This is a genomic window from Pedococcus bigeumensis, assembly GCF_039531795.1.
Taxonomy (GTDB): Bacteria; Actinomycetota; Actinomycetes; order Actinomycetales; family Dermatophilaceae; genus Pedococcus; species Pedococcus bigeumensis.
This window is the reverse complement of the sequence record NZ_BAAAQS010000005.1, coordinates 802,998-823,939: the sequence shown is the minus strand read 5'-3', so window position 1 is coordinate 823,939 and position 20,942 is coordinate 802,998. Positions and strand designations below refer to the sequence as shown.

The 20,942-nt window shown below is 66.7% G+C and carries 20 protein-coding genes; 12 read left to right on the top strand and 8 right to left on the bottom strand.

The annotated features are described in order from the left end of the window. Positions 1-32: 32 nt before the first annotated feature. Positions 33-2,669, bottom strand: a complete 2,637-nt coding sequence (locus tag ABD262_RS19495; protein ID WP_344139924.1) for an ATP-binding protein — start codon at positions 2,667-2,669, stop codon at positions 33-35. 936 nt (positions 2,670-3,605) lie between these two features. Here ABD262_RS19495 and ABD262_RS19490 point away from each other — a divergent pair. After that, on the top strand, positions 3,606-4,223 hold the full coding sequence (locus tag ABD262_RS19490) for a transposase (RefSeq protein WP_344139921.1): 618 nt from the start codon (positions 3,606-3,608) through the stop codon (positions 4,221-4,223). A gap of 270 nt (positions 4,224-4,493) precedes the next feature. Here the strand turns inward: ABD262_RS19490 and ABD262_RS19485 are convergent, their stop codons facing one another. The 4 genes from ABD262_RS19485 to ABD262_RS19470 are packed head-to-tail and all read right to left on the bottom strand — an operon-like array spanning position 4,494 to position 7,479. After that, positions 4,494-5,276 carry an oxidoreductase gene (locus ABD262_RS19485; RefSeq protein WP_344139918.1) on the bottom strand — a complete coding sequence of 261 codons (783 nt, stop codon included), beginning with the start codon at positions 5,274-5,276 and terminating at the stop codon, positions 4,494-4,496. Between the two features lie 3 nt (positions 5,277-5,279). Next, positions 5,280-6,074 (bottom strand): alpha/beta hydrolase, encoded by a 795-nt coding sequence (locus ABD262_RS19480; protein WP_344139915.1) that lies wholly within the window; start codon positions 6,072-6,074, stop codon positions 5,280-5,282. Then, positions 6,071-6,919, bottom strand: a complete 849-nt coding sequence (locus tag ABD262_RS19475; RefSeq protein WP_344139912.1) for an alpha/beta fold hydrolase — start codon at positions 6,917-6,919, stop codon at positions 6,071-6,073. The genes ABD262_RS19480 and ABD262_RS19475 overlap by 4 nt, the downstream gene beginning before the upstream one ends. 2 nt (positions 6,920-6,921) lie before the next feature. Then, the gene (locus ABD262_RS19470; protein WP_344139909.1) at positions 6,922-7,479 is read right to left on the bottom strand and encodes a molybdopterin-dependent oxidoreductase; all 558 of its coding nucleotides are present in this window, start codon (positions 7,477-7,479) and stop codon (positions 6,922-6,924) included. Positions 7,480-7,760: 281 nt separating this feature from the next. Here ABD262_RS19470 and ABD262_RS19465 point away from each other — a divergent pair, with 281 nt between their 5' ends. Both ABD262_RS19465 and ABD262_RS19460 read left to right on the top strand, forming a co-directional pair. After that, positions 7,761-8,753 carry a LysR family transcriptional regulator gene (locus tag ABD262_RS19465; RefSeq protein ID WP_344140079.1) on the top strand — a complete coding sequence of 331 codons (993 nt, stop codon included), beginning with the start codon at positions 7,761-7,763 and terminating at the stop codon, positions 8,751-8,753. A gap of 357 nt (positions 8,754-9,110) precedes the next feature. Continuing rightward, a complete protein-coding gene (locus tag ABD262_RS19460) occupies positions 9,111-9,329 on the top strand; it encodes a hypothetical protein (RefSeq protein ID WP_344139906.1) in 219 nt (72 codons plus the stop codon). Here the strand turns inward: ABD262_RS19460 and ABD262_RS19455 are convergent. Continuing rightward, positions 9,286-9,702, bottom strand: a complete 417-nt coding sequence (locus ABD262_RS19455) for a GAF domain-containing protein (RefSeq protein ID WP_344140075.1) — start codon at positions 9,700-9,702, stop codon at positions 9,286-9,288. The two genes, ABD262_RS19460 and ABD262_RS19455, sit on opposite strands and share 44 nt — an antisense overlap. Before the next feature lie 469 nt (positions 9,703-10,171). Between ABD262_RS19455 and ABD262_RS19450 the strand changes: the two genes are divergently transcribed. The 4 genes from ABD262_RS19450 (at position 10,172) to ABD262_RS19435 (ending at position 12,016) form a co-directional block, all read left to right on the top strand. Next, positions 10,172-10,408 carry a hypothetical protein gene (locus ABD262_RS19450; protein ID WP_344139903.1) on the top strand — a complete coding sequence of 79 codons (237 nt, stop codon included), beginning with the start codon at positions 10,172-10,174 and terminating at the stop codon, positions 10,406-10,408. Positions 10,409-10,597: 189 nt separating this feature from the next. Beyond that, a complete protein-coding gene (locus ABD262_RS19665) occupies positions 10,598-10,822 on the top strand; it encodes a hypothetical protein (RefSeq protein WP_425564913.1) in 225 nt (74 codons plus the stop codon). Between the two features lie 218 nt (positions 10,823-11,040). After that, positions 11,041-11,496, top strand: coding sequence for a DUF3592 domain-containing protein (locus ABD262_RS19440; protein ID WP_344139901.1), 456 nt, complete (start codon positions 11,041-11,043; stop codon positions 11,494-11,496). A gap of 163 nt (positions 11,497-11,659) precedes the next feature. Then, a complete protein-coding gene (locus ABD262_RS19435) occupies positions 11,660-12,016 on the top strand; it encodes a YciI family protein (RefSeq protein WP_344139898.1) in 357 nt (118 codons plus the stop codon). 160 nt (positions 12,017-12,176) lie between these two features. Here the strand turns inward: ABD262_RS19435 and ABD262_RS19430 are convergent, their stop codons facing one another. Then, positions 12,177-12,443, bottom strand: a complete 267-nt coding sequence (locus tag ABD262_RS19430; RefSeq protein WP_344139895.1) for a hypothetical protein — start codon at positions 12,441-12,443, stop codon at positions 12,177-12,179. 517 nt (positions 12,444-12,960) lie between these two features. Between ABD262_RS19430 and ABD262_RS19425 the strand changes: the two genes are divergently transcribed. Then, positions 12,961-13,980: a glycoside hydrolase family 15 protein gene (locus tag ABD262_RS19425; protein ID WP_344140069.1), complete on the top strand. Its 1,020-nt coding sequence runs from the start codon at positions 12,961-12,963 to the stop codon at positions 13,978-13,980. A gap of 147 nt (positions 13,981-14,127) precedes the next feature. After that, entirely contained in the window at positions 14,128-14,643 is a 516-nt protein-coding gene (locus tag ABD262_RS19420; protein ID WP_344139892.1) for an AAA family ATPase, read from the top strand. A 94-nt stretch (positions 14,644-14,737) separates the two neighbouring features. Here the strand turns inward: ABD262_RS19420 and ABD262_RS19415 are convergent, their stop codons facing one another. Then, a complete protein-coding gene (locus tag ABD262_RS19415; protein WP_344139889.1) occupies positions 14,738-15,352 on the bottom strand; it encodes a hypothetical protein in 615 nt (204 codons plus the stop codon). A 487-nt stretch (positions 15,353-15,839) separates the two neighbouring features. Here ABD262_RS19415 and ABD262_RS19660 point away from each other — a divergent pair, with 487 nt between their 5' ends. From ABD262_RS19660 to ABD262_RS19405, 3 genes are all read left to right on the top strand, one after another. Further along, complete coding sequence (locus ABD262_RS19660) at positions 15,840-16,499, top strand: S1 family peptidase (protein WP_425564911.1); 660 nt, start codon at positions 15,840-15,842, stop codon at positions 16,497-16,499. A gap of 995 nt (positions 16,500-17,494) precedes the next feature. After that, the gene (locus ABD262_RS19410) at positions 17,495-18,409 is read left to right on the top strand and encodes a hypothetical protein (RefSeq protein ID WP_344139886.1); all 915 of its coding nucleotides are present in this window, start codon (positions 17,495-17,497) and stop codon (positions 18,407-18,409) included. A 1,409-nt stretch (positions 18,410-19,818) separates the two neighbouring features. Beyond that, positions 19,819-20,766 carry a hypothetical protein gene (locus ABD262_RS19405; protein WP_344139883.1) on the top strand — a complete coding sequence of 316 codons (948 nt, stop codon included), beginning with the start codon at positions 19,819-19,821 and terminating at the stop codon, positions 20,764-20,766. Positions 20,767-20,942 lie beyond the last annotated feature (176 nt).

The following is a 20,942-nucleotide window of genomic DNA, read 5'->3' as shown; positions in this document are numbered from 1 at the left end:
GGGATGCCGCTCACGGGCTTTGCAGCCTCGGCTCACCTACCGCGCGGCCGGCCCCCACCCATGCCGGATGGCGGGAGCAGGCCACGCCTGCGCGCCTGGGCCACGGCGTCCCGCCGACCGGACACTCCCAGCTTCGCGAGCACCGCCGACACGTGGTGCGCCACCGTCCTGCTCGAGATGACCAGGGAGGCGGCGATCTCGTCGTTGCTCAGCCCCTGCCCGAGCAGCACGAGCACGTCCTGCTCGCGGCTGGTCAGGCCGGCCGGGTGCTCGAGCGTGGTCGCCCGTGGCGCGCCCGGCATTGACCGCACGCCGGCCTTGCGCAGTTGGCGCCGCACGACGGCCGCCACCGCGGTCGCGCCCAGTGCGTCGAGCCGGCCCAGCGACTCGACCTGGTTGTCGGCCGACGGTGAGAACGCGAGCACAAGAGCCGCCTCGTACGGCGAGCCCACGGCATCCCACCCGGTGACGGCACCGGCCACGTCGCCGCGCAGCTCGCGCGCCCACCGCTCCGGCACCGCCGACGGCTCGGGGTGCGGCAGGCCTAACCGGCGGGCCCACACCGCGGTGCTTCCCCCGAAGCGCCTGTCGAGCGGCGCCAGCGCGGCAGCAGCAAGCGCGCCCGACGCGGCGGCCCCGGCCCGCTCGAGGTGGCCGCCTAGCCACTGCCGCTCGACGTCGAGCAGACGGAAGGGAACGAGCCACTGCGGCTCGCGGGTGCCCTCGGCACTGGCGAGGCCCTCGTCGAGCAGCGCCGCCGCGTCGGCGTCCCCGCGCCGCACGCCGATCCGGGCCAGGCTGAGCAGCGCACCCATCCGGCGCACCGGCGAGACCGACGGGTCCTCGAGATGGGTCCGGCCGGCCGACACGGCCTCCAGCCACCGCCCCGACTCCTCGAGCGCGGTGACGCGGTTCGAGCGCAGGAAGTGGCCCGCCGTGAGGACCTCGCGCTCCTCGCAGAACGCCATGCCGGCCGCGAAGACCTCCTCGCTGTCGTCGATCCGCCCCGCTTCGACGAGCCCGCCGTAGTAGTTCATGAAGGCCCGGCCCACCTGCTCGTCGCACCCGGCGTCGAGGCCGACCGCCAGAGCACGCCGCATCGTCGGCACCCAGTCCTGGTCGAGCGACATCATCGAGCAGGCGCGGGTGTTCAGCACGTCGCTGAACACATCGGGCAGGTCGAGATGCTGCGCGAGGGCCGCGGCGCGGTCGCACGTCTCGATGGCCTCCGCGTTCGCCCCGTCGTGCCACTGCACCGCCGCGAGGTACTCCACGCTGCGCGCGAGTGCGGGCGTCGACCCGAGGGGCTCGAGCACGGCGAGCGACTGGTCGACAGCCTGCCGGGCCTCGGCGCCCCGCGCCAGCCGGGACAGCGCGCGAGCGTGCATGCGCCGCGAGTTGCCCTCGTGCAGCGGGTCGTCGAGGCCCTGCCAGAGGCCGATCGCCTCGGCCCGCCAGTGCTCGGCCTCCTCCCAATGGTCGAGCAGCCCCAGCTCGGTGGACAGGTCGTCGAGCACCTCGGCGCGGCTACGTGGTTCCAGGCCGAGGCGCGTCGCAGCCGAGAGGGTCCGGTGGAGGTGCTCCACGGCCTCCCGGTGCGAGGCGAGCGCGGCGGCGCGTGTGGCCGCTGCCCGGGAGTACTGCACCACGGCCGGCAGATCACCCGCGCCGCCGGCGTGGAAGGCGAGCCGTGAGTCGTCACCGTCCCCGCGGTCCAGCAGCGCGGCGAGGAGGCGCCCGTGGAGGGTCGTGCGCCGTGGCTCGGGCACGGCATCCGCGACCGACAGGCGGGCGATCTCGTGACGGAACCGCAGCGCGCGCCCGTCGGTGACGAGCAGCCCGGCGTCGACGAGGGACGCAAAGGCCGCCTCGGGCGCGTCCGTCACGGCCGCGAGGAGCGCTGGGTCGACGCGGTTGCCGGCCAGTGCCGCGACGTCGAGCAGGTGCCGGGGGGTCAGGTCGAGGTGCTCCGCGCGGGCCAGCACTGCCTCGCGCGCGGATGCCGGGAGCCCGCCGTCCGCGCTTCCCACGACCTCGGCGAGGAAGTAGGGGTTACCGCCGGTGAGGTGGTGCACCTCGACCGGGTCGAGGCCGGTTCCCGCGACGACCTGGGTGACCGCACGCAGCGTGAGTGGAGCGAGGGTGACCCTGCGGGTCGCGCGCTGCCTCGCCAGCTCGCCGAGCGCCTTGCGCAGGGTGCTCGACGACGCCGAGTCCTCCTCGCGGAACGTGACGAGCAGAAGTGCCCGCTCCTTCTGGATGCGCCTGCCGAGGAAGCGCAGCAGGTCGAGGGTCGCCTCGTCGGCCCACTGCACGTCCTCGAACGCCAGCACCGTGAGGCCTGGGTCGGTGCGCACCGCATCGAGGAGCGCGGCGAAGAGCGCCTCGCGGGACCCGTCGGCCAGCGACGCCGCGAGAACGGGGCCACCGATGCTCGCGGCGATGTCGCGCAGCGGCGCCAGGGGGAGCGGTGTGAACAGGCCGTCGCAGGCGCCCCAGTGCCAAGTCGCGTCGGGAATGCGCACCTCGACCCGCTCAAGGAGTGTCGACTTACCACCGCCGGCCTCACCCTGCACCAGCACAAGGCGCCCGGTGCCGGCACCGGCCTCGGCCGCGTACCCGATCACCGCGTCGACCTGGTGGTCACGCTCCAGGAACGACGGGTGCATGCCGGCCTCCAGCCCTCTGGTGCAGCCTAGACCGGCACCGACACCGTGCGCGACGGGGATTGTCGGGTCTGCCTGAGAGCGAATGTCGCTCGGGCCGGCCCATGCCTCGTGATGTTCCTGCTTCCGACAGCATGGCGAGACCCATCTGTCCGCGGGTGCGCCGGACCGCGCCACCTGAGCTCCACCGGACATCAGGGTGAGTCACGTACCGGATGTGCCGCGATGCCGGCGGTCGGCAGGAGCCTACTAGACGATTCCTATAGGGCCGGCGTCTGGCCAGACTCGGTCCAGGTGATCGGCGGGCAGCTCTCCATGCGGCTGCCCACCGGTTGAACTGGTGTGGCTCTCTTTCGGTCTGCGGCCCGCCGGTCACCGTGACGAGGCGTGGCTCAAGAAGGGAATGCCCTGCTCGTAGAGCAATGCCCACCTCGCCGTCCACATTGGGAACGAGCGCAGGCGGGAGCAGCACATGCAACACGCGGAGCACGTGGTCATCGGGGTCGATCCACACAAGTTGTCGGCCACGATCGAGGTCGTCGACCATCACGAGAACCTGCTGGGCTCAGGACGGTTCACCACCGAACGAGCCGGCTACGCGGCGATGCGCAAGTACGTTGCCGGGTGGCCGGACCGTGTGTGGGCGGTCGAAGCCGCAACGGTGCGGGGCGGCCGCTGGCGCAGCGACTGCTCGAAGATGGCGAACATGTTGTCGACGTGCCGGCCAAGCTGGCCGCCCGGGTTCGCCTGTTCGACACCGGCCACAACCGCAAGACCGACGCCCGGGACGCGCACTCGATCGCGGTCGTCGCGGTACGGACCCCACCCTGCGGGTGCTGCAGCTCGACGGCGAGCTCGAGGCACTGCGCATGCTCACCGACCGCCCTGAAGCCCTCACCCGGCGACGGGTCCAGACCGTCGATTCGACTTCAGGCGTTGTTGGCCGAACTCCTTCCGGGACAGGCGAAGAAGGACATCACCACCGGCCAGGCGAAGACCATGCTGGCCACCGTCCGTCCCCGCGACATCGCCGGCAAGACCCGCCGCCGGATCGCCGCGGAGGAGCTGGCCGAGCTGGTCGCGGTCGAGGCCAAGATCAAGAAGTCGACGGCAGAGCTCAAGGCCATCGTGCTCGAACGGGGGTCACACCTGATGGACCTGCGCGGAGTCGGACCCGTCGCCGCTCGAGTGCTGGCCGACGTCGGGGATGTCACCCGGTTCGCTGACCGCAACCGGTTCGCGTCCTGGACCGGCACCGCACCCCTCGACGCGTCCTCCGGGGAGCACAGCCGGCACCGCCTTTCCCTGGCCGGGAACCGGCGGATGCGCCGCATCTCCGACGCCATCTTTCGGCAGCTGGTCGCCGACGCGGCAGCAAGCCGATCGAAAGCCGTCGAGGCGGGTCCGGGAGGGCACCGCGGGGCGTCACTTCAATCCAGCGCGGCCGGCTCACACCCGCACACCGACACTTCGGACCAGCCACGTCTCGGACCCGCAGCACTGACGCTACGCCGCACCGTCACGCCACTGAAGAGACACCTCGAACGCACCAGTTGACAACAGAAGGGAGCCGGAAAGACGCGCCGCCCAGACCGCGGTCGTTGAGAGCCGGTCGAACCACGGTCGAGGGCCTGAAGCTCGGGTCATTCGCGCCAGGGTAGCGTCGACGCATTGCATGCCCGTTGGGCTTCAGCGTCGACCCCTCGTCGCAGTCTCGGAATCCCCGCCATCAGCCCTCGCGTGACAGCCGAGGGCAGCGGACCAGCAATCTCATCTCGCTTCCCCGGCGCACCCGTGCGGGTCCAACCCGTCCCGACGGGAACTGGCCTACAGGGTGGTGATGAGACCTCCGTCGATGGTGAAGTCGGCCCCAGTGATGTTCGCTGCGCGTGCGCTGGCCAGGAACACCACAAGGTCGGCGACTTCGGTGGGGCGGGTGAACCGTCCGGTCGCTGCCGCACTGGCGGCTGACGCTGCGACGGCGTCCGGGCTTGCGCCGCTGGCCTTGGCGACGGTCTGCGCGACCCCTGTCGAACCCAGCCAGAGGTCGGTGGCGACCGGGCCGGGGCTGACCGTGTTGACGCGGATGCCGCGCGGGCCGACCTCCTTGCTCAGGGCCTTGCAGAAGTTGGTCAGGGCCGCCTTGGCGGCGCTGTAGTCGAGCACGAGCGGGTCGGGCAGGAACGCGTTCACCGAGCTGGTAGTCACGATGGAACCGCCGTGGTCCAACATCAGGGGCAGGGCGCTGCGGGTGGTGCGCACGGCCGCGAGCAGGTTCAACGTCAGCGAGGCCAACCACTGCTCGTCGGTGATGGTCAGGAACCCTTCTGGGCGCGGGGTCACGGCCCCCACGTTGTTGACCACGATGTCCAGACGCCCGAGGTCGGCGGCTGCCTCGACCAAGGCTTGCGGGCCTTGCGGTGTGGCGAGGTCCACGCTGACCGGTCGGACCCGTCCGCCGGCGGCCAGGTCGTCGAGCCCGGCCGTGGCGTCGCGGGCGCCGGCGACCACGAACGCGCCCTCCGCGGCCAGGGCCGCCGCGATGGCCAGCCCGATGCCCTTGCTGGCGCCGGTGACGACGGCGACCTTGCCGTGCAGTTCGAGGTCCACGACTTACAGCCCGTTCGTCTTGAGCCAGTCAAGGACCGCGTGGGCGACCTCGGGCCACCCGGCGTCGATGGTCAGCGAGTGCCCGCGGCCTTCGAACTGCTTGAGCTCGGTGACCGCGGCGGAGTCCCGGTACTGCTTGAGGGTGGAGCGGGTCACGACGTCTGGCACGGTGTGGTCGGCGGTCCCGGAGATGAGCAGCAGGGGCCCACGGGTCTGGTTCGCGGTGTCGACCGCCGCCTGGGAGTGCATCACGAAGTTCGCCGCCGCGGCCTGGAACAGGGGGCGCGCCGGTGAGGGGATGGTCCACTTCTCGTACAGGGCGTTGGACTCTTCCTCGCTGAGCGCGTTGCCGAACCCGAACCGGAACTCCTTGGCTGTCAGCGACACCGCCTTGTGCAGGTTGGCAGGGTTGCCGAGGCCGGGCAGGCCAGCGCGCAGCTGGGCCAGGGGGAGTGGCAGCACGCCCTTGATCTGGGCCGGGTCGATCGCGACGGCGCCGGCACCGATACCTTCACCGAGCAGCTTCTCGACGATGAGACCGCCGAACGAGTGCCCCACCAGGACCGGGACGTCGTCAAGGTCGGCGATGATGTCCGCGAAGTGCTCGGTGGCTGCGTCGATGGTTGTGTCGGCGACCAGCTCGGGGTGGTTGCGGGCTTCTTCGACGGTGTCCGGCTCGCCGGGCCAGCCCGGTGCGATGGGCTGGTAGCCCTGGTCGCGGAACAGGTCCATCCACGGTGTCCAGCTGGTCGCGTGCAGCCACAGCCCGTGGACGAAGACGACGGGGCGGCCGGTCATGACGTCGCCGCCGTGGACGCGACCTGCTCGATGAGCTTGGTGAACCGGGCGGCATAGTGGGTGAACCCGCCTGCGTGGCTGGCATCGTCGAACGTGACGGTCGTCGAGCCAGCACGGGCGGCCATGGCGCGCTGGAGCGCCGGGTCGATGATGCGGTCCGCGCCGGAGATGGCGTACCAGGACGGGACGGTTGCCCACGCCGGCGGGCCGGATGGGGTGAACAGGACGCCCAGGTTGACCGGGTTCTGGGCGTCGGCCATGTGGGCAGCCAGCTTGGGGTTGAGGTCCTGGGCGAAGTCGGCGCGGAAGAACCCCGGGTCGATGATGGCTGAACCGGTCGCGTCGATGAGCAGGTGGCCGGGTGGGAACGGTGGCGCGAGAAAGGCGGGTGGTGTGTACCCCTGAGACAGGCTGCCGATGGACTCCCCCTGTGCAGGCAGATATGCGGCGGTGAGCACCAGCGCGGTGACGTCGCTGCGACCGGTGGCCGCGTTGGACACGACCACTCCGCCGTAGGAGTGCGCGACCAGGACCTTCGGGCCGGGGATGGCGTCAAGGGTGGCCGCCACGATCTGGGCGTCGGCGGCGACCGACTGCAGCCCGAGCGCCGGGACTGCTGTGGCGTACCCGTCCTTGCGCAGGGACGCGTTGACCTCGTCCCAGGCGGTGGGGGCGGCGAACGCGCCGTGGACCAGGACGACGGTCGGTGCCGTCGACCCCGCGCTTCTGGCGGCGGTCGTCACACCGGAGGTGGCCTGGGCGGGCAGGGCCGCCGCGGCGAGCGCAGCGATGGCGGCGACGGCGACAAGCAGGCTCCGACGACGCGGTTTCGGGTGGACGTTCATGGTCACCTCTCGGGTGGTGTTGTGGAGTGGTCAAGGGTTGGGGTGAGAGTCCGGGGTTGGTCGCGGTAGCGCTGCTGACGCCACGGGTCGCCGTACGGGTGCAGGCCCAGGGCGGCTGGGGTGCCGGGGACGTCGCGGTCGGTCAGGGCGAGGTCGGTCAGCCACTTCACGCTCTGGTGCAGGTACAGGTGGGGCACCAGGAGCCGGGCCGGGGCCCCGTGCGCCGGGCTGAGCGGGTGCCCGGCATGCCGGAGCACGACCCAGGTGGGCATCTCGAGCAGGTCGTCAACCGGAAGGCAGACCCGGTACCTGTCGGCGCCGGTCGCGACGGCATACGACGCTGACGTGTCCAGGCCGGACAGCAGCAGCCGCACCGGCACCCCCTCCCAACTGCTGCCGATTAGCGACCATCCTTGGACGCAGTGCACGTCCGTCTCGAACGGCACCTGGGGCAGCGCGTTCAGCTCGGCCCAGTCCCATGCGGCGAGCTGGCCGCGCTCGGTGGTGACGGTGACTGTCCATTGCTCCAGCTCGATCGTCGGGACGGGGCCCCTGCTCACCTCCGGCAGCGTTGCCACCGCGTGCTGGCCGGGTGGAAGGTCCGACCAGCGCTCGCCGCTGGTTTGCGAGTCCTGGTGCGCACGTGGCGGTTTGCCATCGTGGTGGCGCCGGTGGCCGGGCATGCCTGCCACGAAACACCCCCACGACAGCCTGCGTCCAAGACCTGTATCGGCCCGACTGATAACCGCCAACCCTGCATTCGTCCGGCCGCCGGGTCTACCGTTGACGCACGTGCGGCCCGAACTACGGGGGCGCGCTCGGAACACTGGCGGTGACCCGGATGGACTTTGACCTACGCCTTGTTCGCTACTTCGTCGCGGTCGCCGACGAGCTCCATTTCGGGCGAGCCGCCGCAAACCTGTACATCAGCCAACCGGCCCTGTCCAAGCAGATCCGCAAACTGGAGGAGCAAGTCGGGGCGCCTCTTCTGGTGCGCGACACCCGCCACGTCACCCTCACCCCGCGCGGACAGCGATTCCTCGACGATGCACGCCAACTGCTCGCCATCGCGGCGAGCATGGCCCAACCACCACGGGGCGACGTCGTACGCATCGCGCACATCTTCGAGCTCGACACCAGCCGACTGGTCGCCGACGAGTTCATTCGGGCGCACCCCGACGTCGAAGTTCTCGAACACACCATGGACAGCATCAGCCAGCTCGAGGCACTCCTAGCGAACCGCCTGGACGTGGCCATCCTGCGCGTCACGCCCCACATGCTCGCCCAGCACCCGACCGGATGGCGACACCAGCCGCTTCGGCTTGAACCCTTGGTGCTCGTCGGCGCCCCAGGCGACTTGCCCCAACAGACCGCGTCCCTGCACGAGCGCCCCCTGCACGTGTTCGGTGACCCACCCGAGTCAGGGCGATACAACGCGCACGGACAGTACCTGACCGCGTTCGAGGAGCATTTCGGCATCACCATGCGTTGGCTGGGCACACCGGGCGCGTTCAGCCACTGCCTAGTCCACGTCGCGCGCGCCACCCCCGAAGCCCGCTACCTGGAGTTCCGCAGCTACGCCGACCGCTACGCCGACATCGGGCTACCCGTGTACCAGCCCAAGGAGGCCCAACCCGCCTACCCGTGGTCCCTCGCCTGGCGTGTTGCGGACCCATCACCGGCCACGCACGCGCTGCTGAGCAGCGCCCTCGACCTCTCTCACAGCAACCATTGGCTCACCCCGGAGACAGCACCCGGTGCCCACATCTGGGTGCCCACAGGCGAGCCGCTTGGCGCACCGATAACGGACGCGCCCGTCCCAGCGACAAACTAGCCGGCGCCCCGCTGGGCAGGTTCGGTGGTGACGCCCCAGCCGCGGAAGAGCGACACCCGACAGGCGGCGGAAAGACTCAACATGGCTGCACGCGCCTGCTGGCCCTTGCAAGACGTTGGCAGCTAACCTTCCCTTGTCAGACGGACACGGACATTGCTCTGAACCGGGCCGAGCGCCGTCAGTCGCGAACCCACCGTGCCGGGCTGGATATGAGCCAGCTGAGCACTGAGGAATGGTCGCGGTGCTCGACTGCTCGAAGAAGTCCCATCCAAGTCAGTGGGCTGCGGAGCGCGCCCTTCACGCGATCCAGGGGGCCGGCCGGTCACTTGATCGGAAGACTCCGACGGGGTCCTACTGGTGCAGCTCCTGCAGAGCCTGGCACTTGACCTCAAAGTCGAAGAGCCAGACTTCGCCCTGGCTCAAGGCAAGACAAGCTCCAGGCATCTTGGGTTGAGCAGGTATTCGGCGGAGAGGCGCTTGCGTCGCATCGCGGCCAGCATGGGTGCCCGGCTGGCGGATCTCGCGGTGTATTTCATGGACCGGGCGCAGAAGGAAGCGGGTGGCGCGGCCCGTTGATGCTGGCATCTGCGGTCGCTCCCCCGACGCTTGGGGGTAACCACATGCGGCACGGCGAGCGTGACGCCGGATCGCGCGGGCGCATGTCCCGCGCTGAACGGGGTACAAGGCACCAGACCTCGGAGCTCGGGTGTAACGGGAGGCTCCGGGGCCAGCGAGTGTCAGTCGCTAGGTCGTCGACCCGGACCGTGTCGCTTTCGCGGATCGCATCCAAGCACGGACCGGTACCGACCTTGGACTGGATCTTGTCCGCAAGCTCAGGCACTTCGCTCGTAGCCGCGACCGTCGTGAAGTGGCCCGCCCGAATGCTCGTGATCGACGCGTGATCCCCGCCGACGGTCCTCAACGCCAACTCGCACACGGTATCGGCGATGTCAGGGTCAGCGGTGTGACTGCGAGGAGGCGCGCGACCTCAGCGAAGTCGTCCAACAACTGCCACGTCTGATCGAGTTCGTTAGGCACCTCATGCTCCTCAAGACGTGTGCGAAGAACCGGCTCGGGTGTGCCAGGAAGGGAACCCCGCACCGCCAACTCTAGACCGGGAACCGTGCGTGCCGAACGGAACGGCGCAAGCCAGATCAAGCCGTTGACCTGCGCGTTTGCCGAGCAGCCTGAACGGGTATCGATGTAGGTACCGCGGCCCGTGGTTGAGGTTCCGATCCCCCTCGTGCCCTCCCTCGGGTCGCGGCCAGCAGGGATGCGCTGCGGCCCGGTGCAGGGGTGACACGGAAACGCCCGGGCCGCGGTTCCTCCCCTCTCGCCTCAGGGAGGGTGCCATTTCCCCGATTTGGAGGACGTCCGGGTGTTGATTGTGCTCCGCTGTACGTGTGACTTCGCGCCGCTTGATCGCCGCCCTCTTGGCGACATTCATCTCAGCCGGCGTGGCTCTTGGAGCTGCCGCCCCTGCTGAGGCAACCACCACGACCGCCAGGTCGCTGCTGTTCAAGATTGGCGTGGCGTCCGAGTACAACGCGGGCTATGACAGGGCGAAGTTCCAGGACTGGATCGACGCAAACGGCGACTGCCAGAACACCCGCGCCGAGGTCCTCATCTCCGAGTCAAGGGTGCCGGTTACCTAGACCTCGAGCAGCCACTGCTACGTCAAGTCGGGCAAGTGGATCTCCAAGTGGGACGGACGCACCTGGACCAACCCCTCCGACGTCGACATCGACCACCACGTCGCTTTTGCCGAAGCGTGGGGCTCGGGCGCCCGCTACTGGAGCAGCACGGACCGCCACCGCTACGCCAACGACCTCTACTACCCCCAGTTGAACGTCATCACGGACAACCTCAACTCGTCCAAGGGCGCGTCTGATCCGGCCCAGTGGCTGCCTCCGTTGTCGTCCTCCCGGTGCCTCTACGCGATCTACTGGGTGCAGGTCAAGTACCGATGGCGGCTGACGATGGACACTGCGGAGCGCAGCAAGCTCTCGAGCATCCTGTCCGGCACTTGCGGCGCGCGGACCATCACTATCCCGGCGAGGGCTCGCTAAAGAAGCAGCCTCGGATCAGAGAGCGGAGTCTGCGACTCACGAGAGGACGATGCCATCTCTTGTTCTGAAGCGCGCGAATAGGGTTGCGGAACGACTGCCACTCGCGGGCCACCTTCGACGTTGAGTACGCCAGAGGAGGCGGTTAGGCGGCGGGAAGACGCTTGTCCTCGTCGCGGCATGACCGCTCATTGGCTGGTCGCCGGGCTAGATTCTGCCCCGTGACACAGAGGAAGCCCAATGGGTTCGCGCGGCTAATGAACAGCCGAAGGATTGCATCGGCCCTCCTGGTCGTCGCCGCCATCGGTTGCCTCATCGGGCTTGTCATCACTTATCAGTCGGCCGCGTCACTACGAGACCAGGGTGTCCGGGCCAGCGGCGAGGTCCTGGAGGTTCACACCGAGCGGCGGGACAATGTCGTGGTCGTGAGGTTCCCGGATGTCCGCGGGAGAGAGATCTCCGCGGAGGTTGGCAACTACCGCTGGGAACCAAAGCCGCGCGTGGGCGACGCGGCCGAGTTGATCTACGACCCCGACAATCCGTCGGGCAACGTCGCCGATGCGCGCATGGGGCCAGACTTCTTCTCTGTCTGGGCCTTTGCGGTGGGGGCCCTCGCAGCAGCGCTGCTGATAGCGCCCACGTGGACCGGACGTTTGGATTGGAACAAGCTGCGGTGACTTACCGTCCCGGCGTCCTCTCATCGGCAGGACCCTCGCGGTCAGCGGCAGATGCGTACATCCGTGTAGTCGTGGGGCGGGCCGAAGGTTTGCGACCCGAATGTCGATTGGTGACCGCCCCGAACGTCATGTAGTTATCAGACCCTGAATGAAAGGAGGCGTGGTGACCGACTACGTCGTCATGTTCCCCGCCGACAACGAGGCGGAGTGGGAGCTCGGAACCGAGTCCGATCACCAAGCCACCTTCGATACCGACCACGAGTTCGCCCTACTGCTCAAGGCGGGTGGCGGCGCCGTGATCGGTGGCGCCGGGCTTGCGCACAGCAGCAAAGCACGGACGATCAAGCGCGGACCGAAGTCGAACGTGCTCATCACCGAAGGGCCGTTCGCGGAGACTGTCGAGCAGATGTCCGGTTTCTACATCGTCACCTGCGACGACTACGACGAGCTTGTGGAGGCCGCGCAAATCCTCACGCGGGCACACCCAGTAGTGGAGATCCGACCTGTCGAAGAGTCCTGACCCCGCGGTGACTTAGTGACAAGTTTGCCGGATCCGGTCATGCGCAGTGAGTGAACATTCGACGCCCCGGTTCGCGGCGGTATGACGCACCGCGCGAATGCGCCATGAGCTGATGGCGCAGCAACCGCCCTGCGGCGAGTGTCAGTTGATGAGTTCAGATTCAGTTTGCGAAGCTGAACTCCTGCAGCCATGTAGAGCACTGTTGCTCGGCGTCAGCTATGCGGCCGCTTTCTCCTGACTCGCTATAGCAAAGAGCGACCCAGCCGAAGCCGTCGTGTGTCGTCAAGACTTGGATGGCCAAGGCGTTCGGCCCGTCCACCGGGCAATGAAATGCACGCATCCGGGCAACCTCGCCCCCCAGCGTCGCGGCCCGCTCGTGCTCCGGAGCGACGCACTCACCGTAAGTGATGTCCTTCCGTGCGGTCATCTCAGCGATCCATGCCGACAACGAAGGATGTCCGGAGAGCCGACGCCTTTGCACAACGAGCCATGGATCCCCGTCTTTGGACCGAAACGTATCAACGTCGGGCAGGTCCTTGTGGGCGGGACCAGCTTCCCAGTCAATCGACCCTTCGTGTGCAGACCACCCAGCCGGAACGATGAACCTATAGCCCAATCTGGAGAAATGCGTGGGTGTCGGCGGCGCAGTAACAGATTGTGGCTGACTCGCACCGTCGCTCCTCGGTGTGCTCCCAGAACATCCAGAAACCCAAACCGCTGCCGAAAGCGCCACCGCTGCGGCCCGGACCGCGCAATTCGAGCCCCAGACTGAGTACATGCAGCCAGAACAGCACTCCGCAACGTCAGGCACAAGGCGCTCACGGCACGGTAGCGGCATGAGCGGGCACTGGCTGGCATCTCGGCGACAATGTGTCCATGCCGGCGATCTTGAATGGTCGATTCAGCCTTGACCTTCTCGTGGACGCTCAGTCCCCAACGGGGCGATACCGGCGAGCACGGTGCACGAGGTGTATCGGTACGGATGGTTGCGGGACGGTTCCTGGTGCGCCTATGCCATGGACCGCGGTGGTCGGCCCGACGCTTCGGCGCGCTGGCACCATTGGGTGGCAGAAACCCTCCTGCGGCACGAGCACCGGGTAGATGAAGCGCTGGACGCTGTCGCAACAGGCACCGTTGATGGGCGTGTGATGACGCCGGCCCGCTTCACCCTTGCTGGTGAGGAGGAGCCAGTCGACCCCACGCACGAGTGGCCCAACTTCCAGACCGACTGCTACGGCTTCTGGCTCTGGGCCGCCGTCGACCACGTGCGCCGCAACGGCGGTCGTGTGGATTCGACAGTCGAGCGCGCCATGCGGCTCGTCGTGCGGTATCTGATGGGCGTTGGTGAGACGCCCTGCTACGACTGCTGGGAGGAGTACCCCGGCCTGTTGCACACCTCATCGCTGGCAGCGGTGTCGGCTGGGCTGCGTGACGCTGGGGATTTGCTCGGCGAGAGTGCGGCACGTGGCCAGGCCGAAGTCATCCGACAGCGACTGCTGGGCGAGGAGTTCACCCTGGCCAGCGGCTTCGTCAGGTCCGCCGGCGGCGACACGCGGGTGGACGGGTCCCTGCTCTGGCTGGGCGTGCCGTTCGAACTCGTGCCCTTGGACAGCGACGTCTTCCAGATCACTGTGAAGAGAGTCCGCGAGGAGTTGCGCGCGCCCGGCGGTGGCGTGCGCCGCTACCTTGGCGACTCCTTCTACGGGGGCAGCCAGTGGATCCTGCTGGCCGCGTCTCTGGGGCGGGTGGCCTTGGCCGAGGGCAACGTGGAAGAGGCGCGTGAGCTGTTGGCCTGGATTCAGGGAACGGCCACGAGCGAAGGGTTCCTCCCTGAGCATGTCGCCGTCGATGTGTGCTCGCCGCACATGCTGGCGTTTGGGGGGAAGCGATGGGGAGCGACCGCCGCGCCGCTGCTCTGGTCACCTGCGATGCATCTGGTCCTGCTCAAGGAGCTCCGACCGTAGCCGTTGGCGTGAGAGCGTGTCCGCAGGCGCGCTCATCGCGATGTAACGACTTCACCAACGGCCCGACTGGCGGCGGTAAGACGCGCCAACTGGCCGCGGCAGGTGCGGTCGTTGTGCCGTTATCCGAGGACGCTGAATACTGCCTTGGTGGGCGCACGCGACTTCCTGATCGAGGGTGTCTCCGGCACAGGAAAGACTTCAGTGTGCCGAGAACTGGAGCGGCGGGGACACGATGCCATCAAGGGTGACCGGGAGCTTGCCTACCAAGGTGATCCCCAGACCGGCGCATCCACCCAGACCGCGGACCATGAACATCACATCTGGGACGTTGAGCGAGTGCGAGTGTTGGTGGCGGACCAGCAGGAGCCGGTCACCTTCTTCTGCGGGGGCTCTCGCAACTTCTCCAAGTTCATCGATCTGTTCGATGCCGTCTTCGTCTTGGACGTCGACCTCGAAACTTTGGTCGAACGGCTCGAGCAACGTCCACTAGGCGAGGGGGGTTCTCAAGCAGCAGAGCGTGAGCTCGTCCTTCGCCTGCATCAGACCAAGGAGGACATCCCCCGAACAGGCACCTTGATCAATGCGAACTTGCCCCTGGCGGAGGTCGTTGACGAGATTCTCCGCCATGTGACCGAGTACGACCCCAACAGCGGAAGCTCTTAAGGCGAGGAACAGTCTGGGCACCGAATGAGGCAGCATGGCTGCCCGCGCGGTTCGCGGCGAAAAGACGCAGCGCAGCGATTTCCTTGGCCGCGATTCAGGCGCCGCCGCCGACTGTCAATCGCGCCTCGGCGATCGTGCCCCAGGCAGGGCACGTCGAGCCTACGAGGATGCTTAGCGGGAGAGTGGCACCGGGCGCTTTCGTCCAAGACTGGTTGTCGCGCGTCAGAAGCGCAAAGCGGACGACCGCGGTGCCGTAGCCCTCGGTGACGGTCGTGAACCCGGGTTGGATAGCGAGGCCGTTGTTCCAGTTGATACCGGACCCTCCGATGACGGCGCCTGACCCGCTCGGCCGGTCTGGGGTCAGATGTAGGAAGCTGCCCGTGGTGGGGTCTATCACCCCTGGGAGATAGAGCGACGTGACAGGGGCTGTGCCCAGGTCAGCCGCCACCGCAAGCACGGCATCCCCGTTGACAACCTGACCGTTCTTCCCAAAATTGCCCAAACGAATGTCGCCACCACTGGTGCCCATCCAGGACATCGAACTGACCGATGAGTTGGGACACTGCTGGAGGCGGTCGAAGTAGCGCAACGTCGCCCCCGTCGTGTCCACCTTGATAGGGCCAGCGATTGCTGGGGTCGACATGCCACCCATTAGAACCATGAGCGCTGCGATCACGGCGGCGCGCAAGCGCCATGACTTCATCCTCATGTCGTCACCCAAGCCCAAATGGACACCATGTGGGTACATCACCCGTCGTAGAACGCCGCGGCCCCACCAGCGTCCCAGCGAATCCATCGAGCACGTGCTCACCATCCCCGTCGTGGCGCCGTTTTGGACACTTTTCTATGGGTGGTCTTCCCGGATATCTGTCTGGCCGGATTCACCTTCGACAATACGGCGCTGGACCTACGACAAATTGCGGTGGCCGTCACCCTCGCGCCAGCTCCACGAGAACGGCTTGGACTGAACCGAAGCTAGGAAAGCCACTCCCGGTGCTCCGCCAATGAGGCTGGTCCGGTCGCGGCGGAAAGACGCACCTCGCGCCAAGGGCCGCCGCCCCTCGCGCGAAACAACAATGGCGAGCGCTGAGCTGGCCGTCGGGCTAGTCCTTAGGCTGCAGTTCGATCTAGAAGACGTACTTCTTACGCCAACGAAGTACGTCACGTTCTCATTGTGAGATTTGTTTGGAGGGGTCATGCTATTTAGTCCGATGCATGCAACGGGGGTGATGTTCGGGCTTGCACACGATGACGTGGTCCGGTTCATGGGCACCTGCTTTCTGTACGGCGAGGACGACTTGGTTGCTACCGCGAAGCACTGTGTCGCGCCGGAGGGACTGCTTGTTCGGTTCCCTCTCGCAGGGGAGGAAAGGAAGGTGGTGGAGGTTCACCGGCACCCGACCGCGGACCTTGCGTTGCTTCGTCTGGACCGGACTCTGCGAGATGTGACAGATCTACCCACTGGCAGAACCGGGGAGGCTCGTCCGCGGTACGCATTCTGGGGACAGTCTGCCGTCGCCGGGATCGGGTCACCGATTCAAGCGTTCGGGTACCCGGGTCCTGCGACGCCGATCGGCACCGCTCCCCAAGAGCCGAGGTTGTTTCGTGGGTACGTCCAAAGCTTCCACCGTGCGGGCGACTTCGGCCGCCACCAAGTTCACGAAGTCAGTTTCCCAGGGCCTCCCGGGCTTAGCGGAGGTGCCGTGTACCGGATGGACATTCCGGATCTCGTGATGGGCGTCGTGACAGGGCACGTGGACGGTGCCGACGGAAAGAACTATGGGCTGTTCCTCGGGCTCGAGGAGGTGGCTCCTTGGTTGAACGGCATCGTGCCGCCGCCAGGGCTCCCTTCTTAGGCAGTAGGCGCTCATGGAGGACGCGTACGGCTGACCGGTCAACGGGGGAAGTATGCGCTAGATGTGATGCCCAGTCACGTTGGTCGAGTCTGTACAACGGCTCGAAGCGATCCATCGGCTACCAACAGCCCGTTTGCCGGCCACTCCTCGTGCTGTTGTAGCACTGGCCGTCGTACAGGGGGCGAGGAGCCGCGGCGAAAAGACGCACGCCCGCGAATCCCCGATCCGTTTCTGCGGCAGGGGCAGGGCAGGTGTACAGAGCGTCGGGCCCAAGGGGACTTCGCACACCGTGCGTGGACATTCCGTGTACGGCGTTCGGTGGAAGCCGCCACAGTTGGGCACCAGTACGTTCATTCCAAGACGGGAAAGGGCGCGGTGATGAGGTCAGGGGCCAAAGTCGTGGGTCTGCTTGTCCTGATCAGCGCAGCCTTTGTCTGGGGCAAGAGCTCCAATCCAGGTGACCAATCACCCTCTCTCGACCAGCCAGTCGTAACCTCCACCGTGGTCTTGTCGACCGGTTCTGCTACTCCGCTGGCCCGCTCCGGCTCGAACTACACACCTCCTTGGAACGGTGAGAACCCATCCGAGCTGCAGCGCAGTTTGGACGACGCCACGGATGAGGCTGAAGCCAGATGCCGAGCCGTGCAGTCTGATGGCCTGTTTCGAGCTATGGAGCTAGAGAGAGTCGCGCGCACACTGCGCCAGCAGAGTTATGCGCTGGACCTCTTTGATCCCCGACGCTCCGAACTCGAGGACCAGGCGAGAACCCTTGAGCGCCAGGCGAACGAGTTGCGTTTCGTGCGGTGCTGAACGGAGCTGGTTGGCGGGGGCGCCTCTTAGAGAGTTGTCCGGCCCGACTGGCGGCGGTGTGGCGCAACTCAGTGTCTCAGTCCCCACGCTGGGGCCGACAGCCATTCGCCGGGCCGTTGTGTCTAGACGCGGCCGCCTTAGTGGCGCATAGTCGCGTCGCATGAGACTCACGCCCAGGAGGACGCATGGCCACGCTGGATGAGTTGCTGGACACGACCTTGCCCCTGAATCGGAAAGAGCGTTACTACACCGGCACGGTTCTGCCGGCGCTCCTGTGTGCCGACTCGATGCGCCACTTGGACCGGCTCGCGGGCCCGGACTTGCTCCACCTGGGCGAAGTAGAGGTGCGCGACGACCCGGAGGATTGCACCGTCCTCTTCTTCACCGAGTACAGCCTCATCGAGTCCGCGATCGGCAAGGCGGCAGGCCTGTACCCGGGAATGGCGGCGCTAGCCAAGGACACACCGGACATAGTCATCCTCATCACCGAGCCGTCTCCAGTCCTGATTGCCCTCGAGGCGAAGATGTTCGATCGGCCCAGCAAGCCAGACCTGGTGAAGCAGTTGTCGGCGCAGAAGGCGCAGTTGGACAAAATCTGCGAGCACCTTGCTGGCCACCTGGCTGTCGACAAGGTGACGCTGGCGCATTGGGCCCTGCTTCCTGAGGCGCTCGCAGCGGCGATGCCTGACCTAGGGACACCGATCATCACGTGGCAGCGACTCTTGGACGCCTACGCTGACGTCGATCAGCGCTACTTCCTAGGCGTCCTGGCCACGGCCCTGAGGCGATACCCCGATCTGGTCAGCAAGTGGGCTGGATACCAGGACGGCGACCTTGCTGGAGCGAAGCTTGTCGAACGGCACCTGGCAGGAGATCCCACGTGGCCATACATGGGCGCGCAGGGCGGACTCAATGGCAGCCGGGTTGCCGACCGCATCGCGAATGGAACGTGGGCCACGACCCTCTACCAGTGCCGTCACGAGGCGCTCCCTGGCAACCCGAACTGGTTTTCTGTCGAGGAGTTTGTCCAGAGACTTGCAGCAGCCGGCGTTCCGGTGGTCGCGCTGGCCCCGACACCAGACGACGCAAAGATCGGTTGAGAGCTCAGCGTTGAGGCAAAGTGCCAGTCGCGGCGGTAGGACGCAAGGGCGCCCCTCTTAGAGCCCCAGCCATCGAAACGCCGGTTGCTGACGAACAGCAGCACCTGGACTCGATCAGGACTATAGGGTCCTCGGGTGACCAGACAGTGGGGGAATCTCTTCAACATTTGGTGCCAAATGGGCATTTGCTTCCTCACTGTGGCGACGGCAGCTCTGCTTGAAGGGTTATGGCAGCCCCTTGGCAACCTTTGGCTCGGCTACTACTTCGCATGGTGCTATTGCGCGCTCTACTGGCGGCCGCGCTAGTTGGTCCGACGCTCGGCTATGGGGACCTCGGAAGCCGTATCGCGGCGCAATGACACGAGTGCTGTCGGGCCACTCGAAGGGGTGGGCGGGTCTCCAGAGTTACGCGCCGGCCCACGCAGTCAATTGGTCGATGTCCTCAGGGGTGAGTCCGACCTCAGTTCGCGGCGCCAGGAGCAGCCGCTTCAGACCGCGAGCGGTCAGGCTGCGTCGTTGCGGCTGCGGGGCGATCACCGAGAAGGTGGTCGTCGCACCACGCGAGTTCGCTCACCTCAGGGTGGCAATCCAGCCACGCCTCGAGCGCAGCGAATTTCCACCATCCGTGCTCGGGCAGCAGCGAGCCGATTGGTTCCGGTACCAGCGGCCAGTCTCGATCAAGAAAGGGGTGCAACGCGGCACGCATCCCGGCGCTCCAACTCGTCAACCACACGCATGACACCCCGACCGCCTGGCTCAGCTCGTCAAGCCGGGCGCACAGCGTTGGCGAAACCAGCACTGGACCAGAGACATCACCTGCGATGACGTCGTCCCCCCAAGGGGATCATCCCCTCAGATCAGGTGTCCGGGAAACCGGGTCAGGCTCCTTCGGCGGAGAGGTTGAGTCGGATGAATGGTCCCGATGGTTCTGCGGGAAACCATTCGCTTCCGGGGCGAGTAGCTGGTGGCGGTATCACGCAGGGCCTAGCGAGTTGCTTCGCTCAGGTCCGTGCCCTGGTGAAACCGGAACGCGGCCGATATGACGGCACGCGCGTCGGAGCCGGGCTGTGTCCCAAGGGTGCCCGGCTCCGCCCCGCGAGGATCTGTCGGGCGAATATTCCCGCGAGCACGACGACCTTCTCGCTGTCTTGACGTTGCCCCCCCAAGTCCATGGTCGGCGGGAAGCGAGCGACTCGGTGGTTGGGCGACGCATAGGGTTCCGGCATGGCGACGTTTGATGGAATCCCACTATTCGGCCCGGCGGGTACTGGCGGTGCCGTCCTCTTCCTTCGTGACCGCCCGAAGCAGAGTGCCGTCGCCACATTGGCTGGCGGTGTCGAGGTCGAGATTCGTGAAGGCGTCCTGGGTGCTGTCTTGCGAGGTGTGCCAGGGGCAATTACGAAACCGTCATGTCGCAGGCCGTAGAACTCCTCAACAGAGGACTTGACGTGTTCGCATTGAGAGGCCTCGGGGCTGCGTCGCTCGATGGAACCGGTGGCATCCGGATTGCCTATTGGGAATCAGCACAGGAGAAGTGCGTCAGGCTTTGGGCGCGGATGGACGCGGCCCTTTTCACAAGCGGCACCGCGGTCGTCCGCGCGCCAGATGGCTCGATCAAGGAGGAGCCAGAGCCAACGGTCTTGGCTTGGCAGGAAAGCATGCGCTATTACCGCATGTCGCAAGTGACCGACGATCTATTTGATGCATTCCGCAACGTCTATCTCGCCCTTGAGTCGATTCTCAGCGCCATCGAACCGATCAAGGTCGGCGCGCGCGGACGCGCAGCGGAGTCAGAGGAGACGTGGTTCAAGCGCGCCCTAGCGTCGGTTGCTGACAGCGTGGCTCTTGACACCTACTCCGCGGGAGGGAGCGGAAACGCAGTCCACGACATCTACGACGAACTGCATAATCGCGTGCGGAATCGGGTGTTCCACGCCAAGGACGGGCTGGGCGCCCTCCTCCCTCAGAGCTTGGAAAGTCGTGTCCAGGTGGGAGAGGCGAAGAAGCGTTACTCCGAGCTCTACTTGGAGGTCGCCAGCAAACAACTCAACACGCCTCTCGGGTCCGGATCCACCCGTCTTTCGGAATCAGCGATGGACGAAATGCGTGAGGGCATCCTGAGCCGCGGACCAAACCTTGGCTTTACCTCGGACACAACGCCCTTCGACAGTGCTGACACCGAGCTGTCTCCACGAGGTGATCCTTGCGTCATCGTGCCAGTGCAAGCGATTGATGACCCGCAGGCGAGTGAGGGATACGCCGCGGTGATCGGTCGTACCTCGGTCCATGAGCATGCGTCGTCGGTGACGACAATTGGGCGCTTTGGACTGCTGGGAGCGAGGGCGACGCCAGGGTGATCGCTGATCTGGAAGGCCGGCTGTCTGTTTGAGGGTTTCGACGTCTGCGAAGGCGTTATCTCGGTGCGTGCGATGGGTGGTCGGCGTCGCAAGTTCAACTACGCGACGTGATGCCGACTACGCGGCGGTTAGACGCACGGTCCGGATCGCGGCAGCTGCAAGGACGCCGCGCTGGC